This window comes from Marivivens sp. JLT3646 (genome assembly GCF_001908835.1).
Taxonomy (GTDB): Bacteria; Pseudomonadota; Alphaproteobacteria; order Rhodobacterales; family Rhodobacteraceae; genus Marivivens; species Marivivens geojensis.
This window is the reverse complement of sequence record NZ_CP018572.1, coordinates 1,123,183-1,147,500: the sequence shown is the minus strand read 5'-3', so window position 1 is coordinate 1,147,500 and position 24,318 is coordinate 1,123,183. Positions and strand designations below refer to the sequence as shown.

Annotated in this window: 19 protein-coding genes and 3 pseudogenes (1 of these 22 only partly in view); 8 read left to right on the top strand and 14 right to left on the bottom strand. The window is 51.7% G+C overall.

Annotated features, from left to right (window positions below; all coding sequences use genetic code 11):
• Window positions 1–1,276, top strand: partial view of an ATP-binding protein gene (locus BSK21_RS05735; protein ID WP_067548666.1) — the 3' portion only. It extends 20 nt beyond the left edge of the window; only the last 1,276 of its 1,296 coding nucleotides appear in the window; its start codon lies beyond the left edge, outside the window; its stop codon occupies window positions 1,274–1,276.
• Between the two features lies 1 nt (window position 1,277).
• The gene (locus tag BSK21_RS05730; protein WP_067548669.1) at window positions 1,278–1,676 is read left to right on the top strand and encodes a VOC family protein; all 399 of its coding nucleotides are present in this window, start codon (window positions 1,278–1,280) and stop codon (window positions 1,674–1,676) included.
• Between the two features lie 475 nt (window positions 1,677–2,151).
• On the opposite strand, the gene tcuB is transcribed toward BSK21_RS05730, so the two are convergent.
• The 3 genes from tcuB to BSK21_RS05715 all read right to left on the bottom strand — a co-directional run bounded on the left by tcuB (window position 2,152) and on the right by BSK21_RS05715 (window position 5,369).
• Window positions 2,152–3,213 (bottom strand): tricarballylate utilization 4Fe-4S protein TcuB, encoded by a 1,062-nt coding sequence (gene tcuB / locus BSK21_RS05725; protein ID WP_067548672.1) that lies wholly within the window; start codon window positions 3,211–3,213, stop codon window positions 2,152–2,154.
• Window positions 3,203–4,609, bottom strand: coding sequence for an FAD-dependent tricarballylate dehydrogenase TcuA (tcuA, locus tag BSK21_RS05720; protein WP_067548675.1), 1,407 nt, complete (start codon window positions 4,607–4,609; stop codon window positions 3,203–3,205). The genes tcuB and tcuA overlap by 11 nt, the downstream gene beginning before the upstream one ends.
• An 85-nt stretch (window positions 4,610–4,694) precedes the next feature.
• Window positions 4,695–5,369: a GntR family transcriptional regulator gene (locus BSK21_RS05715; protein WP_067548678.1), complete on the bottom strand. Its 675-nt coding sequence runs from the start codon at window positions 5,367–5,369 to the stop codon at window positions 4,695–4,697.
• A 123-nt stretch (window positions 5,370–5,492) separates the two neighbouring features.
• Between BSK21_RS05715 and BSK21_RS05710 the strand changes: the two genes are divergently transcribed.
• Complete coding sequence (locus tag BSK21_RS05710) at window positions 5,493–6,497, top strand: AbrB family transcriptional regulator (RefSeq protein ID WP_232230452.1); 1,005 nt, start codon at window positions 5,493–5,495, stop codon at window positions 6,495–6,497.
• On the opposite strand, the gene BSK21_RS05705 is transcribed toward BSK21_RS05710, so the two are convergent.
• The 5 genes and pseudogenes from BSK21_RS05705 to BSK21_RS05685 all read right to left on the bottom strand — a co-directional run bounded on the left by BSK21_RS05705 (window position 6,472) and on the right by BSK21_RS05685 (window position 12,621).
• Window positions 6,472–7,446 (bottom strand): D-2-hydroxyacid dehydrogenase family protein, encoded by a 975-nt coding sequence (locus BSK21_RS05705; protein ID WP_067548681.1) that lies wholly within the window; start codon window positions 7,444–7,446, stop codon window positions 6,472–6,474. The two genes, BSK21_RS05710 and BSK21_RS05705, sit on opposite strands and share 26 nt — an antisense overlap.
• Window positions 7,447–7,518: 72 nt before the next feature.
• A complete protein-coding gene (locus tag BSK21_RS05700) occupies window positions 7,519–8,334 on the bottom strand; it encodes a universal stress protein (RefSeq protein ID WP_067548684.1) in 816 nt (271 codons plus the stop codon).
• A 9-nt stretch (window positions 8,335–8,343) separates the two neighbouring features.
• Window positions 8,344–9,429, bottom strand: a complete 1,086-nt coding sequence (locus BSK21_RS05695) for a 4-oxalomesaconate tautomerase (protein WP_067549691.1) — start codon at window positions 9,427–9,429, stop codon at window positions 8,344–8,346.
• Window positions 9,426–11,456 carry a tripartite tricarboxylate transporter permease gene (locus BSK21_RS05690; protein WP_067548687.1) on the bottom strand — a complete coding sequence of 677 codons (2,031 nt, stop codon included), beginning with the start codon at window positions 11,454–11,456 and terminating at the stop codon, window positions 9,426–9,428. Before BSK21_RS05690 ends, BSK21_RS05695 begins: the two co-directional genes overlap by 4 nt.
• 76 nt (window positions 11,457–11,532) lie before the next feature.
• A pseudogene (locus BSK21_RS05685) lies at window positions 11,533–12,621 on the bottom strand (tricarboxylate transporter).
• A 144-nt stretch (window positions 12,622–12,765) separates the two neighbouring features.
• Here BSK21_RS05685 and BSK21_RS05680 point away from each other — a divergent pair.
• From BSK21_RS05680 to BSK21_RS05675, 3 genes and pseudogenes are all read left to right on the top strand, one after another.
• Window positions 12,766–13,434 carry a response regulator transcription factor gene (locus BSK21_RS05680; protein WP_067549693.1) on the top strand — a complete coding sequence of 223 codons (669 nt, stop codon included), beginning with the start codon at window positions 12,766–12,768 and terminating at the stop codon, window positions 13,432–13,434.
• Window positions 13,374–13,856: pseudogene (locus BSK21_RS16115) on the top strand (sensor histidine kinase N-terminal domain-containing protein); the annotation flags it as partial. The gene BSK21_RS05680 and the pseudogene BSK21_RS16115, both read left to right, overlap by 61 nt.
• Window positions 13,857–13,883: 27 nt before the next feature.
• Window positions 13,884–14,801, top strand: coding sequence for a HAMP domain-containing sensor histidine kinase (locus BSK21_RS05675; protein WP_232230457.1), 918 nt, complete (start codon window positions 13,884–13,886; stop codon window positions 14,799–14,801).
• A gap of 203 nt (window positions 14,802–15,004) precedes the next feature.
• Here the strand turns inward: BSK21_RS05675 and BSK21_RS05670 are convergent.
• Window positions 15,005–15,710, bottom strand: a pseudogene (locus BSK21_RS05670) (IS6 family transposase).
• A 190-nt stretch (window positions 15,711–15,900) separates the two neighbouring features.
• On the opposite strand from BSK21_RS05670, the gene BSK21_RS05665 reads away from it, so the two are divergent.
• Complete coding sequence (locus tag BSK21_RS05665; RefSeq protein WP_067549695.1) at window positions 15,901–17,217, top strand: FAD/NAD(P)-binding oxidoreductase; 1,317 nt, start codon at window positions 15,901–15,903, stop codon at window positions 17,215–17,217.
• A gap of 11 nt (window positions 17,218–17,228) precedes the next feature.
• The gene (locus tag BSK21_RS05660; RefSeq protein WP_067548690.1) at window positions 17,229–17,585 is read left to right on the top strand and encodes a DUF5368 domain-containing protein; all 357 of its coding nucleotides are present in this window, start codon (window positions 17,229–17,231) and stop codon (window positions 17,583–17,585) included.
• A gap of 292 nt (window positions 17,586–17,877) precedes the next feature.
• Here the strand turns inward: BSK21_RS05660 and cydX are convergent, their stop codons facing one another.
• The 5 genes from cydX to cydD form a co-directional block, all read right to left on the bottom strand.
• Window positions 17,878–17,988, bottom strand: coding sequence for a cytochrome bd-I oxidase subunit CydX (gene cydX, locus BSK21_RS05655; RefSeq protein WP_067548693.1), 111 nt, complete (start codon window positions 17,986–17,988; stop codon window positions 17,878–17,880).
• 15 nt (window positions 17,989–18,003) lie between these two features.
• Window positions 18,004–19,167, bottom strand: coding sequence for a cytochrome d ubiquinol oxidase subunit II (gene cydB, locus BSK21_RS05650; protein ID WP_067548696.1), 1,164 nt, complete (start codon window positions 19,165–19,167; stop codon window positions 18,004–18,006).
• 5 nt (window positions 19,168–19,172) lie between these two features.
• Entirely contained in the window at window positions 19,173–20,783 is a 1,611-nt protein-coding gene (locus tag BSK21_RS05645; RefSeq protein ID WP_067548699.1) for a cytochrome ubiquinol oxidase subunit I, read from the bottom strand.
• 112 nt (window positions 20,784–20,895) lie between these two features.
• Complete coding sequence (locus BSK21_RS05640) at window positions 20,896–22,482, bottom strand: amino acid ABC transporter ATP-binding/permease protein (RefSeq protein WP_067548702.1); 1,587 nt, start codon at window positions 22,480–22,482, stop codon at window positions 20,896–20,898.
• Window positions 22,479–24,035 (bottom strand): thiol reductant ABC exporter subunit CydD, encoded by a 1,557-nt coding sequence (gene cydD / locus BSK21_RS05635; protein ID WP_231924765.1) that lies wholly within the window; start codon window positions 24,033–24,035, stop codon window positions 22,479–22,481. Before cydD ends, BSK21_RS05640 begins: the two co-directional genes overlap by 4 nt.
• Between the last annotated feature and the right edge of the window lie 283 nt (window positions 24,036–24,318).

Sequence of the window (24,318 nt, the reverse complement as noted above, 5' to 3'; positions counted from 1 at the left end):
ATCTTATCTCCCTCGCGGACTATATGGCCGAGCAGCACTGATCCTGCTGCTCCCGATCATATCGCTCCAAATCCTCGTCTCTGTCGTGTTTATCCAACGTCACTATGATGGTGTGACGCGGCGAATGACACAATCTGTCAGTGGTGAGATTACCCTGATCCTTGATAGCCCAGCCGTGCAGCAGGCCGCTCTCTCCGAAGCGCTCGGGTTTACACTTCTGTCGTCTGAGGCACCGCCTGAGGCCGATGACTATGGGTTCTTGGATTTCTCTGGTCGCGCGATGATTGCGACCCTTCGGACCGACTTCGACGATCTACGCGCTGTTGATCTGTCGGATGACACCGAAGTTATGGTTTGGTTCGATCGTTCAGGCATGAATGGGATCAGTTTTCCGCGGTGGAGGGTGACGGCGTCGAACCCTCACCAATTGATCGTCATTATGATGGTAATGGGGACGTTCCTTACTTTTGTCGCCTACTCTTTCCTGCGCAACCAACTGCGTCCGATCAAACGGTTGGCTCATGCATCCTCTGAATACGGTAAAGGGCGGATTGTCCCCTATTCACCTGGTGGCGCGAATGAAGTCCGCGCAGCGGGCACCGCTTTTCTAGACATGCGGGCGCGGATTGAACGTCAGACACAGTCACGCACAATGATGCTGTCGGGCATTAGCCATGACCTTCGCACGCCGCTGACACGGCTAAGACTTGGACTGTCGATGGTCGACGATGCCGAAGCAGAACCCATGGTCCGCGATGTCGAGGATATGGAACGGCTTATCGAAGCCTTCCTCGAATATGGGCGTGCGGATGCAGGCGATGCAGCTGAGCAAGTGGATGTCGTCGATCTGGTCACGCGTGTCGTGGATGATGCCCAACGTGGCGGGCAAGATGTAATCCTCCTGCCGCTCGATCCGATGCTCAACGATGTTACCGTGCCTCTCCGCCCATTGGCGGTGCGTCGCGCCTTGGACAACCTGATTGGCAATGCTTTGCGGTATGGCGGAACCCAAGCCCAAGTGTCGGTTGCCCTCACCGACCGCACGCTCCGCATCACGGTTGAGGATGACGGCCCCGGCATTCCCGCCGACAAACGCGAAGAGGCGATGCGCCCCTTCACGCGGCTTGACCCTGCGCGGAACCAGAACAAAGGTACAGGCGTTGGCCTCGGCCTTGCAATCGTTGCTGATATCGCGCGACTGCACGGGGGTGTGTTGCGGTTGTCGGATAGCCCAACCCTCGGTGGGCTACGCGCCGATATTGTTATGGCGCGTTAATATGAAACCAACCATCCGCACCCTCGACCATCTGGTCCTCACGGTCGCAAACATTGAAGAGATATGCCGGTTTTACTGCGTCGGATTGGGCATGACACGGGCCCCATTCACCACCCCGTTTGGCGAGGTCCGCGAAGCCCTGACCTTTGGCGCGCAGAAAATCAACCTCCACAAAGCGGGTGCAGAGTTCGCTCCATATGCGGCCGCCCCTACCCCGGGCTCTGCAGACCTGTGTCTGCTCTCAGACACCCCTCTGGCGGAATGGATCGATCACCTCGCGCTTTGCGGTATCCCGATCACCGAGGGCCCAGTGCCCCGCACGGGCGCAACTGGACCGATCACATCTATCTATTTGCGCGATCCTGATGGGAACTTGATCGAAATTTCGAATGCACGTTGACGGTGGTATAACGCTAACCTGTCACACCACGACAACGTTGCCGCGTTTATGGCCTGTTTCCGACGATCCGAATGCGTGAAAAATGCTTTCAGATCACCCAATCCGCAGCATACGTTACCGAATACGGCTGCGGGATACACATCCATGTCGTGCTTAGTGGTCACTCGCTACACAAAGTATGAATGTTCGCACTGATGAGCCACCGCGCGGCAAGGAGTTTGCTTGCTGAATGACCGGACTGGGCCGATTACCGTTCGACTCCAAGGGCGGGAAGAGGACTTTCGCTGAATCGAGATAACGATCGAACCCCATCACGACAGCGGATGTCAGTCATATCCAACATTGAATAACGGCAGCTCTCGTCATCACGAGCCATTAGCATTGACTTAGTGCCCGAATTTCGAGAGCCAAACAGTCACATTGGACGTTCATATAAAGATGAGGCAAGAACAGGGTCGTTCTTGCCTCACCAAGCTTATTTCGTCCGTTGAGCGTCTCGCGCCATCGCGGCAAGACGATAAAAGCCATGCACCATTTTGGTGAACGGAGTTAGCACGAAAAATGCCAAGACTGCGCCAAGGTGTAGAACCAGCAATACTGGCATCGCCGTTGTGCTTCCGAGAAAATAGAGAAGCAATCCGCTGATTGCCACGAAGCCCAACAAGCCAACAAAACCAACTTCCCCAGAAAAGGCCTTGTCTGCAGCTAATGTTTTATCCGACTTGAGTTTCAATCGGACCATTTCAACGCAGCCGAGCGACAACAATACGCCTCCGATAACGCCCAAGAGTTTTGGTAATGACCAAAATGGGTATGGCGCAGGCATATCGAACACATAATGCAGAACAGTTGCCGAACTCGTCGCAGCGAAGCACAGCAAAAAGCCATACATCACTGCCTGATGAGCATAGCGCCGACCTTGAGAGAACCGGTCAGTATCCTCAAAGTTACACCCATCGCCGTGTCCACCCCGCAGATTTTTCATTCCCGCAGCAGCGATGAATGCCTTTTTGAGGTGCACAAGTTTAACAGGGCCGCCATCGACTGAACGCCAGTATCGGCGAAGACTGATGCCGATGCTCATCAAAGGGAATACGAAAGCTGGTATGAAGATAGCGATCATCATGTTATGGGACAGGATCGCATAGAAGCCTTCCCCACCGATCGTTGCAACTTGCTTTGCCAGCCAGAAGAAGAACGCAAATCCCACCGTCGCCATCAGAGCGATCAATGCGCCATTTTTTTGAAAGGCTTTAGCCGCAGATTGCGGATAAGCAAATTCTTCCCAGCTTTGCTGGCGCACGTTTGCCAGTGCTTGAGGTAGGTTGAGATTGAATTCATGCGGCGCCGTGTACTGACAGGCGTAGTAGCACCCCCTGCAATTGTGGCAGAGGTTGGCAAGCTGGGTCAGGTTTCCATCTGAAAAGGCGCGCTCGGCGTGGAGCGCTGGAAACACGGAACAATATCCCTCACAGTAGCGGCACGCGTTGCAGATCTCTGCCTGTCGGCGCGCTTCATTTAGAAAATCAGTTTGCATGGGCCGCGGCCTCCTTGCCAGCAATGCGTCCAAAGACAGTTCCGATTGTCATGCCAAAACCGGCAAGATACCCCTGCCCTAAGATTGAACCAGCCATTGTTTCGCCAGCGGCCCAAAGGTTCGCTATCGGACGATTGCCGACAGAACATTGTGCATTTTCATCCACTTTTAGACCCAGGTAAGTGAATGTGACGCCGGTTCTGAGACTGTAGCCGTAAAACGCCGCCTCTGTGATTGGTCGCGCCCAGTTGGTTTTCGCGGGATTAAGTCCAGTGGTTCTCACACCGTCGAGTTCGGTAGGATGGAAATTTGACGTGTCACCACACGACCGATTGAACTCCTCTACCGTACTTTTGAGCGCTGCGGGTGGCAGCCCCATCTTTTCAGCCAACTCTTCAATGCTGTCGGCTTTGATCGGTGGAAATACGGATGGCATAAATAGGTTCAGAGATTTTGCGTCGATGATCACGTACCCAACTTGATCCGGCTGTGCCGCAACCAAACGACCCCAAATCGCATAGCGTTTTGGCCAGACATCTTCGCCTTCATCGTAGAACCGTTCCGCGTTCTTATTGACTACAATAGAAAACGGCACGCAGTCCAATCGGGTAACAATTCCACCGTCAAATTTTGGGGCACGCCCATCAATAGCAACGGCGTGACATTGCGTAGGATCGCCGACCTGCTCCACGCCTTGATCCAAAAGATCTGCTAGAACAACTCCCCTATTGTAGGGTGTACCTCTAATCAGAAAATTCTTTGCTGCTGGCCCCCAAGCTCGGGCAAGCCATTCAGTATCTGCCTGAAAGCCACCCGACGCGACCACAACAGACTTTGGAAAGACACGGTGTGTTTCGTCGGCCAGCGTGTAATCGAGATAGCTAACCCTATCATCATCCAACTCGATGTGCGTCACAGCCGCTTCGTACTTTACTGTCACGCCAAGCTTTTCGGCAGTTCTGTAGTACGCATTGACGAGGCTTTTCCCGCCACCCAAGAAAAACGCATTGGTGCGCGCCAGTGACAATGTCCCAGAGAGTGACGGCTGAAACCGAACTCCATGTTCTTCCATCCATGGCAAACACTCTTCTGAAGACCGGATGGCCAAACGGGCCAGCCCTTCGTGCGTTTTGCCGCCCGTGACCTTCATAAGATCACTGAAATACTCGTCCTCGGTATAGCTTTCGACCAGTGGACCTAACGGACCATGATGCATGCACCGAAAATTTCTAGTGTGCCGCGAATTGCCACCACGGTACGCCTTTGGGGCGGTTTCGAGGATAAGGACGCGCGCACCTTCTTCGGCAGCGGTCATTGCTGCACAAAGGGCGGCGTTCCCTCCCCCAACCACCACGACGTCCCAGTTAGAACCGGGTGTTGTTGAATGTTTGTTCATCTCTCTTTTGCTTTTATATCTACACCGCATTTCGCGGTCGCTGGTTTCATCGCTTGTTGGAGGGAGGAACCAGCCAGATAGAGTGTCATTCCTCCGTAACTGGCAATTGTCTCAGAGCCCTAATTCGCACTCTTTGAGCAGCTTCAATATGCGCGCGCATGGCTTTTTCGGCAGCTTCACCGTCACGCGAACGGATTCCTGTAAGAACGTCATTGTGTTCTTCGATTGCGCGCTCAGCCCGGTCAGGCTGTGTCAAAGTGGTTGGCCCTAAAATCATCAAAGATTTCTGTAGGCTATCCATTGATTTGGCCAAAAAACGGTTCTTAGTCGAGTGAAGCAAAGCTTGGTGAAATTGACGGTTCAACCGGAAAGCCTCAGGCGAATTGCCCGCAGCCGCAAGATCAGCGTTCAAGGAGATCAATTCTTCAATCTCAATGTCAGATGCTGAACGGGCAGCAAGGCGTGCGGCAGTCCCTTCCAACACGGACCGCATCTCATAAAGCTCCATCACCTCTGCATAATCGAGACGCCTGATGGTAGCCCCTTGTCGTGGCTGGTGAGAAATCAAGCCATCTACTTCAAGCAGACGGATCGCTTCACGTATGGGCGTTCGGCTAATACCGAACCGTTCCGCGAGATCAGTTTCACGCACACGATCACCCGACACCAAACGACCGTCACGGATATCCGACAGCAGCTGGAAATAAGCCTGATTGCCCTGCGGACCATCGGCTGAAATGTTGTCGTCGTGCTTTGCCATAACAACCATCTTGTAAATTGTATCCAAGTGTATACACTCGGATTCACAATAAGTCAAATGATTGATAACCCCATGGCCCAGCACCACCTTTCAAATGGTTCCAAGAGAATATTTACCTTTGCTTTGGCTCTGACTGGGGTCGGCATCTTCTTGGCTTTGGACCTTCCTTTGCCGTTCCTTTTTGGCCCAATGTTCGCCTGCCTCTTTGCCGCTCTCACAGGTCTTCCACTAAAGGGATTTGGAGATATATCGGTTGGTGCGCGCACCATTTTGGGTGTCGCGGTTGGTGCTAGCATTACCCCTGCACTATTCCATCAGCTCCCGACGATGATGGTTTCTATCGCTATGATCCCCGTGTTCATTCTTGCGATTGGAGCGGTTGGCGTCCCGTTTTTCAGTCGTGTTTGGAAATTGGATCAAACCACGTCCTATTATGCGGCGATGCCCGGTGGCTTGCAGGACATGGTCATCTTTGGAACCGAAGCAGGTGGCGATCCTCGTGCACTGTCACTTATTCATGCAACGCGAGTTCTGATCATTGTCACGATCGCACCTTTCGTTTTGTCCACGCTTTATGGCGCATCCCTGAACAATCCTATTGGCGCCCCCGCGACAGAAATTCCTTTATTGGAACTCATACTCATGGCGATTGCAGCCATTGGAGGTTGGAAAATCGGCGTTCGGGTGGGGTTGTTCGGAGCTTCGATACTTGGCCCTATGATAGCCACCGCTGCACTATCACTCGGTGAACTCATCCATGTCCGTCCACCTCGTGAAGCCATCCTCTTCGCCCAATTTTTCATTGGGGTTGGCATCGGGGTGAATTTCGTGGGCGTTACATTCAAAGAATTAAAGCGCTTCGTTGCAGCAGGGATTGCGTATGTTGCATTGCTCGCAATCCTTGCAGAGCTCTTTAGCCAGCTCGTCTACTCTTTCGGCCTCGGTGGTAAAGTTGAAGCGTTCTTAGCCTTTGCGCCTGGGGGCCAAGCCGAGATGACTGTTCTGGCTATCATCGCAGGCGCTGATCTGGGTTATGTCGTGACCCACCATCTGGTCCGCATCATTTTAGTGATTACCGGTGCGCCTCTGATCGCAGGACTAATCAGGCGGTCCAGACTTCGGGATTAATCATATGAATGGGTGCTTCATCCGCAAATGCATTCACCTGATCAAAAATATCTGAGAACTGAAAATCAAACTCATCTTCAGTCACAAACCCAATATGCGGCGTTGCAATCAGGTTTGGATGGCTCAACAAAGGATCGGTGGGATCGAGTAAAGGTTCCACATCGAAGACATCAATTGCTGCATAGTTGGGCTTACCGCGATTTAGGGCATCCAGTAGTGCGCCAGCCTCGATCAATCCTGCCCGTGATGTATTCACAAATACCGAGCCGTTGCGCATAGATGCAAAGTCAGCGGCCGTAATTATTCCTTTGGTTTGAGGCAACATCCTCACGTGCACCGAGACGACATCGCAAGATCCAAAAAATTCCTCACGGGACGCGGGAACGGTTTCACCAGCTGCGACAGCTTTTTTGCGTCCGTCTTCAGAACCCCACCAGATGACATTCAGGCCAAACGCTTTGGCGTAACCAGCAACAGCTTTTGCAATGCGGCCATAGCCATATAACCCGAGCGTCCGACCGTGTAGGGTTTTGCCGACTCCAACTTGCCAAGTCCCTGCCTTGACCGAGGCCATTTGCTGGGGCAACTGACGCATTGCTGACATGATCAGCGCAAAAGCTAATTCAGCAGCCGCATGCGCAGGCGCTTCGCCACTTGTCTTCGAGCAAACCAAAACACCATGGTCGGTGCAAGCCTGCACATCGATATGTGGATAGACCCCTCGCTGGCTGACCAATTTGAGGTTTGGAAGACGCGCAACCAGATCGCGCGTCACCTTGGTTCTTTCGCGGAAGAGAACGACACCGTCGGCGTCATACAGACGATCAACGAGCTGATCGATATCCTCAACATGGTCCGTCCAGACAGTCACATCGTGCCGATCAAGTTTGGCAAAGCAAGGCAAGCCACTAAGCGTGTTAAACCAGTCATCGAGGATATGGATCTTCATAGTCTGTCCCTAAACATACCTGTTCTATAGTTCTGAAATACGACAGGGCATTCGGTCTGAACCTATGCCTGGTCAGTGCGAAAGCAACACAGGTATCTTAATTTCCCGAAGAACAGTCGCCGTTACTCCACCCAGGAAATCTTCGCGAAATTTGGAATGCTCATATGCCCCCATCACAAGTAAGGTTGCATCCTGCCGTTTGCAGAAATTGACGAGCGCATCCCCAATCGACGTGACCCGAGGCAAATCGTGGTGAATGGCATCCGTACCGTGCCGACTGAGATGCTGCAGCAAATCATCAACGGGTGGATTACTAGCCCCTCGAACGGTCAAGAGGCTGACCTTACCCTCATCCTCAAGGATCCTGAGACTATCGGACACAGCTCTGGCCGCCGCGCGTCCGCCATCCCACGCGACTGCCACATGGCTATGCGTGCCCGACAAGCTGAAGTCTGTCGGAACCACTACAACAGGCCGACCGCTAATGAGCGCGATACGATCTGGATGAAGGGTGATGTGCTCGTCGTCATCGTCCAAGTGTTGACCGACAATCAATATGTCAAAAGAACGTGCCGTTTGTGCAAGCAAGTCATCAACCCGCCCTGTCGTTTTGCGGAATAACAGACGGTCTCCCAACTCTAATTCTGACGACAACTCAACGAATTTCGCCTCGATTTTCTCGATAACTTCATCGTTTGCATTGGCGATCAGCGCCGCAGCTTGCGCAGGAATCCAGCGATGCTTACGATCAATGACTTCGTGAGATGTATGCGCCAAAATAGCAGTCACATATGCTCGATCTTTATGTGCAAGCGCTGCCGCATATTTCAGAGCAGAAATAGAGGAAGCCGAACCATTGAAGGCAACCAAAATATTTAGAACTGGCATCAGTGCCTCCTATTTCATCCAAACTTCGGCTGGGACATAGACATGCCCGTCCGCCAGTTTACGCGCGGTTCGGACGAGCCCAGCCGACATCAGGGTAAAGCCGTCGTCGTTCGAAAAATCGACCAAGACGTCGATGTTACCAGACGCATGCTCAAGTATAACTTCGGCCGGCCCTGTTGACGGACGCTCCAACAGACCATCGGACACGGTGCCCGGCGTCAAAGCGCAGGACGCAAGGCACTGCGCCCCAGTGACCGCCATCGTCGGATGGGTATTCCATGGCATGAAGTATCGAGTTGCGATCGTCCCACCGTCTTTTGCTGGTGCTAGCAATCCGAATTTGGGTGTAACGGATTTTGAAACATCCCCCATACCCATGGCCGCGCCCGCTTTAATCCGGATCGCTTCCATTCGCGCAAAGAAATCACGATTGGCGTCCAACTCCTCCGCAGTTTCATATCCCGTCAGCCCAAAGTCAGCCGCACGCGCTATCACCAGCGGCATAGCAACATCCATACAGGTGACCTCAATCCCGTCTATGGTATCGCGCAGGTTTCCGGTCGGCAAAAACGCCCCAGTCGACGACCCGACGACGCCCATAAAGTTAAGGGCAACTGGTGCAGATGTGCCTGGAACACCCGCAATTTCGGTTTGCCCCGAGTAATCCAGTTGCCCGCCGGGGGTTTGGACTTTGGCAACGACCCGCGCCCCTGTGTTTACTGCATGAATCTTAATCTCGGTGACATCACCCGATGGCTCCACCAACCCCATTTCGAGAGCAGCAGGTCCAACTCCAGACAGGATATTTCCACAGGTCGGTTTGAAATCGACGAGACGATCCTCGACCGAAACTTGAGCGAAGAAGTAGTCCACATCAGCCCAGTTGTCGGTTGCTCGGCTCAACATTGCGACCTTGGTTGTGACGGCGGCACCGCCGCCAATCCCGTCGATGTTGAGTTTATGACCGGACCCAATCACGGCCAAAAGAACTTCTGCCAATTGATCTAGGTCTTCTGGGAGATCAGCGCGATTGAAATACGGACCACGAGAGGTACCACCACGCATGAAGACATATGGAATAGCATGTTGTGTCATTTCAACGGCCACGGCATATCAACCGCTCCCTGCAAGAGACCTGGGGGGAAGTCACGGTTCAATGCGCCGGCCATCAAACAGATGAACCCAAGGCCACATGCCGTGAGGATAAGAGTCTTGAACCAGCCAGCCTGCGCGCGAACCCGAAGGAACGTGATCAGGAAGCCGACCAACGCAATGATGAAACCAACGACCCAAGTGGCCGCGATCAATCCAGCGAACCAAGCCAACGTCGACCAGAGGCCATAAGGCGCGTCTGCATCTTCACCAGCCACCTCTTTGTCGGCAAAGACCACATCGCCTTCGGGGCTACGCATCATCTGCACCAACACAATCAAGCAACAGGCCAGAGAAATCCCACCAATAACGAGCGGCACGATTTTATCGGTCATGTTGAAGTCAGGGATCGCATTGGCGTTCAACAGCGCAACAACGAGATAGGCTGTAATGATCAGCAAGAACGTAACCGGCGCGCGTTTGCTGCCCGACTGCACATCGCCTTCGGCCATGATCGCCTTTGCCTGACGAATGCCAAAGACGACGGAGATCAGCGTGACGACGATCAGAACGATTACGATCGGGCTAAACAAGTAATCCATGCCAGTTTCAAAACCACGGCGGAATTTGAAGCTCGCAATTTGGAATGCTTGGTTGGAGAATTTCTCTACAGGGTTCGACAGTACAAACCCGATGAGGAACGCAGGGCGCGACCAATCAAAGCGACGCAGAAAAATACCAACCAACCCAATTGCAAACAGCGCGAGGAGATCCTCGAAACTCTGTCCCGACTGAAATGCTGCGAAGCTGATCAGCATAAACAAGAATGGTGCGAGGTAGGTAAATCGGATCGTCGTCAAACGCGCGATCCCGCCCGACAAAGCGATGCACATCAACGTCCCAAACACGTTTGCGAGCGCGAGCAGCCAGACGATCAAATATGTGATGTCGAGGTTGTCCTTGAGCATCTTGGGGCCAACTTCGATATCGCCAGACCCAAGCAGAGCAATTGCACCGATGAAGATCGCCATCGATCCCGAACCAGGGATACCAAAGAGCAATGTCGGAACAAGGCCACCGCCTTCTTTCGCGTTATTCGAGCTCTCAGGCCCAATAACACCGCGAACATTACCCTTGCCAAAGCCCGATTTGTCTTTGGTGGTCTGAACCGTGTGGCCATAGGCGATCCAGTCCACAACGGAACCACCAAGGCCAGGGATGATGCCGACGAGGACACCAATCAACGAGCAACGGACGGACAGCCAGATATTGTCAAACCAGTCCTTTACCCCGCTCAGCCAACCAGCGCCCAAATTACTATTTTCAGAGATGGAGCGGTCTTGACGAAGCAGAGATACAATTTCTGGAATCGCGAAGATACCAAGGCCGACAATCACCAACTGAAGGCCATCGGTCAGGTATGGGATGTCATAGCTGGCCATACGAAGCGAACCGCCAGCGTCGGCGATACCAATGGTCCCGACCATCATGCCGAGGCCCGCAGCGGCCAGCCCTTTCAACGGAACGCGCCCAGCAAGCACGGCCACCATCGAAAGTCCTAGGACAGTAATCATCAGCATTTCGGGCAACCCGAATGCCAAAACAATAGGACGCGCGACCAAGATAAACGCAGTCAGGAAGAGAGCCCCAACCAGGCCACCGAATAGAGACGATGCGAAAGCTGCAGAAAGCGCACGCGCCGCCTCGCCTTTTTTCGCCATAGGGAACCCATCAAGCACGGTTGCCTGAGATGCAGATGACCCAGGTATCCCCATCAGGACCGAAGCAAAGGTGTCTGACGTTGGTACAACCGCCACCATTCCCACCATCAAGGCCAAACCGTAAACGGGCTCCATGCCGAACATGAAGGGAAGAAGAAGGGACAAGCCGGCGATACCACCGAGGCCAGGGAAAACCCCAACCGCTAGGCCCATGGTGACACCAAGGATGAGATAGCCCAGCACAATAGGCTGGAGTATCAATGCCCACGCGTCACCGAGCGCAGGAAGTGCGTTGGCGAAAATCTCCATCGGAGTCGCTTTCTTTTAGTTTTGATTTTTTGATGAGGTGCGCCCCCTCGAATTCGAGAGGGCGCTGTGAACTGGCTTAGTTCAGTTCGACGCCGTAAGCGTCTTTAAGCCATGTCAGGACGAATTGTTTTGCCTCGTCCGAAACGGTTGTTGCTTCGTCAGTTGCCTTTTGAGCGCCAGCACCAACAAACATCGGGTACTCGCCAACCTGCTGGGATGCGATTTCTTTGAAATCTGGGCGTGCACGCACTGCTTCAAAAGCTGCAGTGTAGGTGTCGATCACGTCCTGAGGTGTTCCAGCTGGCAGGAACGCGATCTTCTGGGACGGATAACCCGCGATAAAGAAGGCTTTCCATGCATCTCATGCTGGACCAGAGGTTTCACAACCATCGGTCGCTTCACAAACTTCTTTGAAGCTTGGGAGATCAGGGAACGTTGGATCGCGCACGATCATACCGTTTTCGTCCAGAGCACCCCAAGACATCATCGGAACAGCCGTACCCGCGTCCACGAGGTCCATAGAGCCACTGATGTAGCCAGACGACGTTTGGTAATCGATCGTCGCTTCACCGCGTTCAAACATCAGACGCCCATCGCCACGACCTTTGATGCCAAAGACGGGTTCGACGTTCATGCCCAGCATTTCCCAAGCCAAGAGCGGAACCAGATCAAGACCCGTCGCGCCCTGCGAACCGAAAATGAACGGGATATCTTTCAATTGGTTTGCGGAACCATCGAACAGAGCACCGTCTTCGGCGTTGAGATAGGCAACGCCACCAGTGCCTGTCGCCATAACGGCGTTCCAATCCGCATATTCATACATTACGCGCGGATCATCCAGAAGGAACGGGAACTGAGTAGAACCGGACGAACCGAACAGCAGAGTGCCGTCGCCTTCAGTTTGTTCTTGGAACCAGTTTGCACCTTTAGTGGATCCTGCGCCTGGCATGAACTTGACCACAACGGTTGGGTTGCCCGGTAGTTCTTCGGACAAAAGGGGTGCAAAGAAGTTTGCCCATTTCGCCGAACCGCCAGTTTCAGAGAATGGGATCACCCACTCGATCGTCTTACCGGAAAAATCTACATCTGCCATCGCGGGCGCAGCCAAGCCAGCAGCTGCAGTAAGAGCAAGCGCCGCACGGCGTGAAAGCTTTAGTAAGGTCATTGGTTTCCTCCCTTAATGACCGATGGGATCATAGCGGCAGTCAAAACTCCACTTTAATCCGATTTATTTTTTGGGGATTGATTCCCCCCTCCAACGTGTTGAACTTTGTGTGCGAACCTTGCGGCAAACTTGCGGAGTCGAAAAATTCGTATCGTCATCATCGAAGACAACGTCACACTCTCCAACGCGATCGCCTACAGGTTGAGGGATCGCGGTCATGCGGTTGACGTTCTGCATGATGGATTAGAAGCTGACACGTACCTTCGCAATGAAGGCGCAGACCTCATCGTGCTTGATATCAATTTACCAAGTATGAGTGGCTTGGATGTGTTGCACGCGCTGCGACAACGCGGTGGGCATACACCGGTGATCTTGCTCACGGCCCGCATTGAGACCAGCGACCGTGTCTTGGGATTAGATCGTGGCGCCGATGACTATCTGGTCAAACCCTTCGAGATGGACGAACTCGAAGCACGGATCAGAGCTCTTTCACGACGCAAAAACCTCGAATACAGTCCAAAAGAGATCCTCGGTCGACTTATTTTTGATCGCTCAACACGCCAAGTGACTGTTGACGGCCTTCCCCTCGACTTACCACGCAAAGAACTGGCGACACTTGAATGCCTTATCGAACGCAAGGGGCGATTGGTTTCCAAGTCGCAAATTATTGACCACGTTTACGGTATCGGCGCTGACGTCGATGACACTGCAATCGAACCTCATATTTCGCGTCTTCGCCGCCGATTGGCGCAATGTGGGGTCCAGATCAAGACCGCCCGCGGCCTCGGATATCTACTCGAGGTCGAAGGATGAAAACCGCCCCGCATACTCTTCGATTTCGCCTCTTCGTTCTTATCCTTACACCACTTTTGATTGTAAGTTTATTTCTTGGCTATTGGCGGTTTTCGGTTGCCCAACAGACTGCGAACGAGCTTTTCGATAGGGGTTTACTGTCTACAGCCTTGGCAATTTCACGCGACGTAGCGAGCTCTGAGGGCGACGCTCTATCGCCGTCAACCCGCGATTTACTCACGGATGCGTCTGGCGGCGAAGTCTTCTATCATGCGACAGGACCGGGTGGATATTACGTTACCGGATATGCATAGCCACCTATTGAACCAACGGCACTCGGCGCAGAACCTCAAACAACGTCCTATTTTGAAGCCATATACCGTGATGAACCTGTCCGAGTCTTAAAGCTCACCGAAAACGCTCAAGTCGGAGGGATAACGGGTCAAACGATAATTCGAGTTTGGCAACGCATGTCGGACCGAAACGAATTCGCAAGAGATCTCGCCCTCAAAGCTGCTGCCTTGATGGGAGCCCTTCTGGTGACACTTGCTCTTGTTGTTTGGTTTGGTGTGCAGTTGGGTCTACGCCCCCTCAATGACCTTCAAGATGCGATCGATAAACGATCTCAGAACGACCTAAGCCCGATCAAACGTGCTGTTCCAGGCGAAGTAAAAGAAATTGTGAGAACGCTAAACCGTCTGCTCGGGCAAGTGTCCGACAGCATCTCCGCTCAACAGGCATTTATATCTGACGCAGCCCATCAACTTCGAAATCCTGCAGCTGGCATCCTGGCAATGGCGGAGGCAGTCAAATCAGCGAAAACAAACGCAGATCGCGAGCAGCGGATCGACAAACTCCTCTATGCTGCCAAACACTCTGCGCATGTCACTGAACAGCTTTTGTCATTGGAACGACTGACCTATGGGCGCGATCAAAGAGATGCCAAAGAAATTGATCTGAATGCGATTGTCTCCGATGTTTGCACCGATTTCGCCTATCTCGTCCTCAAACAAGACGTCCGGTTTGAATTTAACTCAGCAGGTCAACCGATTAAGGTGTTCGGGACAGAAGTTTTATTGAAAGAAGCAATCAAGAACATTCTTGATAACGCTCTAACGCACGGCGGACCATCGTTAAGCACAATAGTCATCAACTGCGACGCTGACGGTGACCACGCCAAAGTGTCAATTTGGGATGACGGAAAAGACCTGCACCCAGACAACGCCACAAAAATTTTTGGTCGCTTCACCCAGCTCGAACCAAATTCAGGCAGCGGATTGGGACTGGCGATTGCAAATGAAATTGTTCAGCAATCGAATGGCAGTTTAACCGTAGACCCAGTGGCCAAAGGTGCACAGATCACAATGCGCCTTCCGATCTCGGCGTAGTTTTTCGAAAAATGTAGCGCCTTTGAGCATTGGCCTTAGACTCTGCCTATCGTCCACCGCCCAAATGGTTCCAAACGTGTCGCTAAGAAAAACGGAACCTCACCCTACGTTCGCTGCGCAATCGACCAATGCAGCTTCATGGCCGAATTTGGGTGCTGTCAGACTAGTTCGAACTCGTCTCCATTTGCTGTTTAACCAAGTTTTCATATCCCGCCGAGTTTGCGAAACTCTGCGAGACCAGTGGCGCGTAAGGTTTTGAAGTTGCCTCGGCTATGGTGGTGTCGTTCCTGACTGAAATGATTGTAGACGGAAGAGTGAACGGCGGCGAATTTCTACAAACATTGCATTTACCGAAACCTAAGCATAGCTCGCTCTCTTCGTCGAAACGGAAGGTGAGAATTCTCAATGCGGTTATTGAGCCACCTGCCCGTTTGCTGTTTCTCAGTATTTCCTAGGTCTCTCATAGCAGCGCCATAAGACCTAAGATTGTCAGTGTCTATTGCCTGCGGGCTTCCATATCTACGCAGAGATTTCCTGAGGAATTTCAGTGCCGCATTTCGGTCTCGGCACCTTATGACATAGCCTCAAGTACATCACTTTCTTGATCAACAGCGCGCCTCATGTGGTGCCACACACCATTCATTTTCACGAAGACCTCAACCAAGTACCATTGCCAATTCGAGCGGGATTTTAATCTGTCCGCTCTTCGCTTCCTGATTTCAGAAGTAAACAGCGGAACAAATCTGTTCCACCAATACCGGATCGTCTCATGACTTACGTCGATCCCCCGCTCATACGGGAGATCCTCCACATTACGAAGAGACCAAGGAAACCTTCCTAGAGCATCAATGCTAAGCGGATCACCTCCGAGCTCGTCTTGAAGTACCGAAATGGAGAGCACGTGGTCATACCAAAACGCTGACCACGTGTTCTACCCACCTAAAGGTCGTTTAGTTCGACAGTGCCGTCCCAACCTTTAAACGACGAATGCCCCATAAAGACACATCTCAAAGATAGAATTAAGCATTCTTTTGACCTACATCAAATCATCTACATACACTTATATGTCATAAATATTATGTATAATTTGGAGTTCCTGATGACCAATTCCCTAAACGCGCCCATAGGGCGCCGCGGCTTTCTGGGCCTCGCCGCAGGCGGGGCTGCTCTTGTTGTTTCGACGCAAGAAACCAACGCTGCAGCCATACCTACAAATGCAAAAATCATAATTATCGGTGCAGGCGCAGGCGGCACTGCACTTGCTAACCGCTTGGTTGACCGACTGGATGGCGCAGAAATCACTCTAATTGATCCCCGCCCCCAACACTTATACCAACCCGGTTTATCTTTGGTCGCAGCAGGCCTTAAGCCAGCTAATTATGTTGTATCTAAAACAACGGATTGGCTGCCTACCGGTGTTTCTCTCATCACAGAAAAAGCTGCAGCAATTGATCCCGACAAGAAAACCGTCACTACAGAAAGCGGTCAGATCCTTGCCTATGATTTCCTCGTCGTGGCACCGGGTCTGGTTTTGGATCACGATGCAATCGACGGGTTCAGTCTCGATATGGTCGGTACCAACGGAATCGGCTCTCTTTATGCTGGACCAGAGTATGCAGCCAAGACTTGGCAAGCGGCCTCAAAGTACACCGAAGAAGGTGGGATTGGGCTATTTACGCGCCCAGCGACCGAAATGAAATGCGCGGGTGCTCCGCTCAAACATACGTTCTTAATTGACGACATCGCACGCCGCGCGGGTAATGCAGGTAAAATGGATGTTCACTACATGGCGAATAATAACAGCCTGTTTGGTGTGCCCATCGTCTCAGAAAAGGTCCGAATGCTGTTTGGGGATCGCGGTATTACGCCGAACTATTCGCACGTCCTCAAGTCGATTGATGCGGGCGCAAAACGCGCGACCTTTACGACCGAAAATGGTGAAGTCGAGCGCGACTACGATTACCTGCATGTAATCCCGCCACAGCGCGCACCCGAGGTTATTCGACAGTCTGGGCTCTCTTGGGCTGACAAATGGACCGACCAAGGCTGGGTTGAATGTGACAAGACAACCTTACGCCACCTGCGCTATCCCGACATTTGGGCCCTCGGCGATGTTGCCGGCGTTCCAAAAGGGAAAACAGCAGCCTCGGTCAAATGGCAGGTCGTTGTTGTCGAGGACCAGATCGTGTCGACCATTGCGGGCGCCGATCCTACAGAGACTTACAATGGCTACACCTCTTGCCCCATGATCACGCGCGTAGGTCGCGCGATGCTGATCGAATTTGACTACGACAACAACCTCACGCCGTCCTTCCCCGGCATCATCGCCCCGCTAGAAGAGCTTTGGATTTCGTGGCTGATGAAAGAGGTTGCACTCAAAGCCACCTATAACGCCATGCTGCGCGGCAAAGCCTAAGGAGACGTCAAATGAAAGAGATGACACTATCAACCTTCCTCGCAGTTTTCGAAGAGATTTTTGGCAGAGGACTGTTTTGGGCCATGGTCGTTGCCGCGGTTATTGTGACCGCGCTTTACCTTTTCGTTCTGATCAGAGACCGCGCAGTATCTTGGAAGAAATTCCTGTTTGCTCAAATCTCGATGCCGTTTGGTTTTGTCGGCGCGATTTGGTTCGTAATGGCCATGACCCATTCGCATCTGACAGACCTTGGTGGGCCCGTCGATTTGATTGTCTTTTTGCTGGTCGGTGTCGGCGGCGCAATCGGGGCAGCGATCCTCGTGTACACGATCGAATCCCTATTATCGCCTCCCCAAAAACCTGAATAATTTGTTTGCAAATAAAGCCCTCGAGACATCTGCTCGGGGGCTTTTTTGTATCCAACGACAATGGATAACAATTATGCGAATTAGTTTAGCAGGTGATTATTTCCTGAAGTTCCAACCAACATACAGTAGGTGTTTTAGGAACACTCAAGACTGTCCATTGATTACCAAAACTACCTGATCGGTCGTATCTGCGGGTCTATGCCTATCGCAAATATGCTACGTTCAATTCGGCAACAAAAAACGGAGGCGAGTGAACCCGCCTCCGTAGAGCGCCACAGGGAACGCGTGACGATTAAGCTTCGTCAGCCAACCGTTTATCTTCACGCAGTTCGAGCCACATGGCGTTCATAACTGCAAAGATAGCGGCGAGCGGAAGTCCGAGGATCCAAGCGAAATACCACATAGAGATATCCTTTCCTTAGTAGAGAGAGTCACCGTGTTCGATCACGTCTTTCTCGGTGACTTTTCCCCAAAGCACTTTGTAGACCCAAGCTGTGTAAGCGAGGATCAAGGGCATGAAGATCAATGTCACAACCAACATGATGAACAATGTCATGTGAGAAGAAGATGCATCCCAAACGGTCAGCGATGATTTTGGATCAGACGATGACGGTAAGATGAACGGAAACATGGTTAGGCCGACACTCGAAATCATCCCCAAGATGGCCATTTTGGAGGTGAGGAGTGTTGATACTTCGTGCCCTGCACGAAGCCCACGGATCGTCAATAAAACGCCCGTGAGGCCCATGATTGGGGCGACCATTATCCAAGGACGATCATTATACGCATTCAACCAGCTTCCGCCCTTAGACACTTCAGACAAAAGCGGGTTCGAAGGGCCAGCAGGATCAACGGCATTCACAAAGCTGTAGCCATCAATCCCGAAGGCCAACCATACGCCGGCAATGACAAAGCCCAAACCTGCAACAGTTGCCCCATACGCACCGTAGGTACGGGCACGTTCTACAATAACCCCCTCTGATTTGAGTGAGAGCCAGGCAGAGCCATGCATGACCAACATGCCAACAGAGACGATGCCAGTGAGCAATGCAAACGGGTTCAAAAGTCCAAAGAACTTACCTGCAACACCGCCCTCATAAATCGAATGAAGGTCGGGGGTTAAGTGAAATGGCACACCCTGAAGGACATTACCGACTGCCACACCGAAAATCAGCGCAGGGACAAAGCCGCCCGCGAACAATGCCCAGTCCCAAGCGGAACGCCAGGAAGTGGATTCCCGTTTGGAGCGGTATTTAAAAGCAACTGGACGCACAATGAGTGCCGCCAAGACAACCCACATTGCAAGGTAGAAGCCCGAGAAGCTAACCGCATAAAGAGGCGGCCAAGCAGCAAAGATTGCTCCACCACCGAGAATGAACCAAACTTGGTTGCCTTCCCAAACCGGTCCAACAGTATTGATAACCATGCGTCGTTCTGTGTCAGACTTGGCTACAAATGGAAGCAACGCTCCCACCCCCATGTCAAATCCGTCGGTTAATGCAAACCCGATCAGGAGAACTCCAAGAAGTACCCACCATATCAGGCGCAAGATATCAAAGCTGATAAGTTCATGCAGGATCATAGCTATTACTCCGCTGGGGTTGCGATTGCATCGGGCTCACCGACAGTAATCATGCGACGCCGATGAACATCCATCCATTCATCCGTTTCTTTCACGTCCATATATGGGCCTTTTTTGATGTATTTGATCATCAGGCCCATCTCGACGATGAAGAGGACGGTGTAGAATAGAACAAAGCCTGCAAGCGTCATTGCAACTTCAGTTACCGAAAGAGAGCTCACCGACAACGCTGTTGGCAAAACGCCATCTACGGTCCAAGGTTGGCGACCGAACTCGGCAACAAACCATCCCAACTCGGCAGCAATCCAAGGCGCCGGGATCATAATCACAGCTAGACGCAGTGCAAATTTTGGGAACTTCATGCCTTTGAATGAGGCTAGATAGAAGAAGTAAAGCATCAGGCCAATGAAACTGAACCCAAGCGCCACCATGATGCGGAAAGCCCAGAACAACGGCCACACTGTCGGTACAGTATCATCTGCAGCCATCAAAATCTGTTCTTCGGTCGCTTCGCGAGGATCATCGACATACCGTTTCAGAAGAAGTGCAAAGCCGAGGTCATCAGAATGTTCTTCAAACTGAGCGCGTGCCGCATCACTGACATTGTTCAGATCAGCTCGAATTTCCATCAAAGCATCATATGCGATCAGGCCAGAACGAATACGATCCTCCGCTTGGTGAACTAGCTCTTCAATGCCTGGTATTTCTGTTGTCAGGGAACGCGTCCCAATCAGGCCCATAACCCACGGAATTTCTATTGCGTACTTCGTTTCGCGGGCTTCCTGATCGGGAAGGCCAAACGCAGTAAACGGCGCTGGAGCGGGATGGGTTTCCCACATCGCTTCAATCGCAGCCAATTTCATTTTCTGTGTGTGGCTGGCCGAATATCCAGATTCGTCGCCCAGAACGACCACTGATAATGCTGCGGCAAGACCAAACGACGCCGCAACAGCAATAGACCGACGCGCCAACTCCGTATGACGACCCTTCAAAAGATACCAAGCAGAAACACCCAACACGAAAACGGCAGCGGTGACATAGCCGGCTGACACTGTGTGCACGAATTTTGCTTGGGCAACTTCATTGAATAGCACCTCCGTAAACGAGGTCATTTCCATACGCATCGTCATTGGATTGAACTCTGCACCTACTGGATTTTGCATCCAGCCATTCGCAATAAGAATCCACAAAGCAGAGAAATTAGACCCTATAGCAACAAGCCAAGCAGAAATGAGGTGCCCTACCTTCGAAAGCTTGTCCCACCCGAAGAAGAACAAGCCAACAAACGTCGCCTCAAGGAAGAAAGCCATAAGACCTTCAATCGCGAGTGGCGCACCAAAGATGTCGCCGACATAGTGACTGTAGTAGCTCCAGTTCATGCCAAACTGGAATTCCATGGTGATACCGGTGGCAACGCCAAGGACAAAGTTGATACCGAAGAGAGTACCCCAGAATTTGGTCATCTGCCGCCAGATAGGGCGGTTTGTCATCACGTAGACCGTCTCCATGATCGCTACGATGATTGACAGACCCAAAGTCAACGGCACGAACAGGAAATGGTATAAGGCTGTCATGGCAAACTGTAGCCGTGACAGCTCTACGATCCCGAAGTCCATTTTAGGCTCCTTTAAATACGGGCCAGAAGGCGGCCCCGAGAAAAAGTCATTGTCTATTTAATCCTGTATCAGGGATATAACTTTGATCCATGTCAAAAATAAAATATCTTGATCAATTTTCCTGAATTTTCACAATTCGGTGGGCCCACTGAGCTTCTTCTGCTGAATGGGTTGCATAAATAACAAGAGAATCTGGCAAGTAATCCCGAATATTTTGCATTATTTCCAGAGACATAGATTGGTCCAATCCCTCAGTCGGCTCATCAAGGAGCAGTATCTTGGGCTTACGTAAGAGCGCTCGCCCTAAGGCAACTCGTCTCGCCTGCCCCCCCGATAATCCCGAAGCATGGATGTCTAATTTTAGGTCAAGAGCATCACGTTCTTGTAGCAGAGTCCCTAATTTCAGGAGTTGCAAAACCTTTTTCAATTCTTGGTCGCTCACGTTCTCAACACCGAGACTTAGATTGTCTCTAAGTGTCCCCGAGAAAAGCCGAATACGTTGTGGGACAAAACCAACAACGTTCCGTAACTCCACTTCGTCGATGAATGCGGGTGACAGACCGCCAACGGTCACTGTTTCTGCGGGAATTAAACCTGCAATTTGATTGAGCAGTGTACTTTTGCCTGACCCACTCGGCCCAACCAAAGCAATACTCTCTCCGGCATGGGCCTGAAACAGAGGGGTCACGACATCAATTCGAAGATCTTGAACCGATGCCAGAGGAGCCTTTTGGATGAGGTTAGGTCTTACTCGCGCAGCAGCCACAACCATGCGGCCCATCTCGGTTGCCGACCGGCGCAGCGGAGCAATCGCTTCAAAGAGGCCAAGGGTCGCGAAGATACCAAGCGCCGAAAGTGCTGGCGAAAAAACGCCTTCTATTGCGAACTGATAACCCGCCCAAAGTGCGTATGTGGTCAAAACTGTTAAAAGTACCGACAGAAATGCACCTGTCTGTCGATCAATTTTGTCGATCTTCCTACGATGAAAATGGAACTCATTCAGCTGCTCAAGTAGTCGGATTTTCTGGGTTTCGATTTGTCCATAAATTATCAAATCATCCCGCGACCGAATAACATCTACGAGGTGCGCACGAAGTGATTGGCCCGTTTCTTCTTCGGCAGCCGAATGTGACAAAGACCTCAACATCCCTATAAAACTGACGAGAAGCCCCCCCGTTATCATCCCAAATGTGATTGGCAGAGCGATCCAGAAATCTGTCAGCCACCAAAGCATAAGGAAGGTGATTAGGGTCGTCGAAATCGCCGCTGCCACCGGCAAAATCAGACGGAGTGGTATGTTGTCCAAGGCGTCTACATCAGCCACCAATCGGTTAAGAGCTTGGGCGCCACGCAGCTTCACTTGTTCAGAAAATTCTGATCCCAAAATACCGTTCAATAGTTGCACACGGAAAGCTGATAATACTCTCAACGTAGCATCATGCGTCGTAAGACGTTCGCCGTAGCGCGCAACTGTTCGCCCCAATGCGAGCATCCTTACGCCAGCAGATGGGCGAAACACATCGAAGGTTGCACCGACACCAGCCAAACCAGCGGCTGCAGCTGCAGTAATGAACCAACCAGATAGACCCAGCAGGCCAACACCCGCGGTCAACACAACAATCGTCAACACGGCGCCCTGCAACATTGACTTGCGTCGCAGACGCAGCATGAGCCGAAACAAGGCAAACAAATCCTTCATTCGGCGCCTCCGATGCGGATCAACTGATCCATTTGCCGAGCTAGGACTTCATCATGCGTTGCAACAATGACGGTGACGCCCGAACGTTTTAGCATCTTCAGGCTCTCGACAATGAGGGTGGCGGTCTCTCGATCAAGATCGGCAGTCGGTTCATCCGCGATTAATATCTGAGGCGATGCAAACACTGCCCGAGCCAACATAATACGTCGCGCCTCACCGCCCGAAAGTCCTGCGCCGTTTTCACCCAGATACGTCCTATCCTGATCCGGTAGGCGTGATACAACGCCGTCCACTTTTGCAACTTTCAATGAAGGCCAAATATCTGCGGTTTCATCGAAAGCAACATTGTAGCGAAGTGTTTCATTCAAAAAACTAGGCGCTTGTGGCATCCAGCCAATCCGGCTTCGCCAACTATCTATAGTCGTTTGAGAAAGAACGACATCACCACTACGCAATTCACCACTGCAGAGTTCTACAAGGCCGACCATCGCTTTTAGCAATGTCGTTTTCCCACTTCCCGATGGCCCCATGATCGCGACTGAACTGCCGCTCAAAATATCAATGTCTGGAAACTTAAGCACAGCCTCACCGCGCCTTACCGACAATGATCGAGCACGCAAACCTGAAAACGCGCCACCGTCTTTCCCAGTCGGTCGTACGATTTCGGCGCGTACTTGGTCCCTCCAGTCGTGAATATCTTGCGCAACGGCTGCCGCTGATGCGCGATCATGCCAAGCAGCAGATAGGTCTCGCAATGGCTGATAAAACTCAGGAGCTAGCAGTAGCAGCCAAACGACCTCAAATGCCGTGACAGGAGCTCCAGTGGAGCCAAAATTGATTTCGCCAAGAAGGCTAAATCCCAAGAAAACCGCAACAAGAGCAACGCCGATCGCCGCAAACAATTCAAGGACTGTCGAAGACAAAAAGGCAATCCTAAGAACTGCCATAGTTCGTATGCGCAGTTCCTCTGCATGTGTTTCAAAATCCGATAAGACACGCCGAGAAGCGTTTAGTAGCCGGATATCCACTAGCCCGCTCACCCGATCGACCAAAAGATCGTTCATAGTAGAGACTTCCTGCATCTGTTGTTCGCTAGCGTTCTGCGCAGCCCATCCAATCAAAGCCATGAACAATGGTATCAATGGACCAGTAATCAGCAGAATGACCCCAACCGCCCAGCTGTAATAAAAAGCGATGAAAACGATCACTACAGGCACGACCATTGTTCGAATGCGAGCGGGGAAGTAGCGAAGCAAATAAGGACGAAGTAAGGCGACTTTTTCAATAAGGAGTGCTGCGGTCGCCCCTGCACCAAAACCGAAGGAGGCACCTGTTACAGATACTTCAAGCCCGATGATTTCACGGCGAAGATCATCTTGAATAGCGTCGGCAACTTCTGCTGCTTTTTTGTCTGATAGATATGATAAGGCGACCTTAATGAAACCCAAGACCAAAAAACCGGCGATTTCAGGCTGGGTCCAAGAGAAACTGTCACCAGCGAGCATGCCCGACACGACCGACGCAATCAAATATGCTTGCAAAAGCCAGATCATGTTTGAGCCCAACGCAAGCCCTGACGAAACCCGCATAGTTCGAGCCGCTGAGCCTGAAAGTAGTTCTAAAATAGGCTTCTTTAGATCGCGAGGCATTGGTAGCGCATTAACATTCTATAATTGAGATGTTTTATTTGCCCTATTTTCTTACACAAATACAAGTCCCAGATGTGACTTTTCCTTCGTTAAGACCCGATCACGACTGATGTGACTCTAACCAATCATCGATATACAGAGAGCAATAACCCACAGACCTCATAATGCAGACATTTGTAACGCGAAG

Coding starts and splice junctions, on each gene's coding strand:
- BSK21_RS05730 (WP_067548669.1), top strand. CDS start 1,278: ATGAAACCAACCATCCGCACCCTCGACCATCTGGTCCTCACGGTCGCA.
- BSK21_RS05690 (WP_067548687.1), bottom strand. CDS start 11,456: ATGGAGATTTTCGCCAACGCACTTCCTGCGCTCGGTGACGCGTGGGCA.
- BSK21_RS05660 (WP_067548690.1), top strand. CDS start 17,229: ATGAAAGAGATGACACTATCAACCTTCCTCGCAGTTTTCGAAGAGATT.
- BSK21_RS05675 (WP_232230457.1), top strand. CDS start 13,884: ATGTCGGACCGAAACGAATTCGCAAGAGATCTCGCCCTCAAAGCTGCT.
- BSK21_RS05715 (WP_067548678.1), bottom strand. CDS start 5,369: ATGGCAAAGCACGACGACAACATTTCAGCCGATGGTCCGCAGGGCAAT.
- cydB (WP_067548696.1), bottom strand. CDS start 19,167: ATGATCCTGCATGAACTTATCAGCTTTGATATCTTGCGCCTGATATGG.
- tcuA (WP_067548675.1), bottom strand. CDS start 4,609: ATGAACAAACATTCAACAACACCCGGTTCTAACTGGGACGTCGTGGTG.
- BSK21_RS05700 (WP_067548684.1), bottom strand. CDS start 8,334: ATGCCAGTTCTAAATATTTTGGTTGCCTTCAATGGTTCGGCTTCCTCT.
- cydD (WP_231924765.1), bottom strand. CDS start 24,035: ATGATCTGGCTTTTGCAAGCATATTTGATTGCGTCGGTCGTGTCGGGC.
- BSK21_RS05645 (WP_067548699.1), bottom strand. CDS start 20,783: ATGGACTTCGGGATCGTAGAGCTGTCACGGCTACAGTTTGCCATGACA.
- cydX (WP_067548693.1), bottom strand. CDS start 17,988: ATGTGGTATTTCGCTTGGATCCTCGGACTTCCGCTCGCCGCTATCTTT.
- tcuB (WP_067548672.1), bottom strand. CDS start 3,213: ATGCAAACTGATTTTCTAAATGAAGCGCGCCGACAGGCAGAGATCTGC.
- BSK21_RS05640 (WP_067548702.1), bottom strand. CDS start 22,482: ATGAAGGATTTGTTTGCCTTGTTTCGGCTCATGCTGCGTCTGCGACGC.
- BSK21_RS05665 (WP_067549695.1), top strand. CDS start 15,901: ATGACCAATTCCCTAAACGCGCCCATAGGGCGCCGCGGCTTTCTGGGC.
- BSK21_RS05695 (WP_067549691.1), bottom strand. CDS start 9,429: ATGACACAACATGCTATTCCATATGTCTTCATGCGTGGTGGTACCTCT.
- BSK21_RS05705 (WP_067548681.1), bottom strand. CDS start 7,446: ATGAAGATCCATATCCTCGATGACTGGTTTAACACGCTTAGTGGCTTG.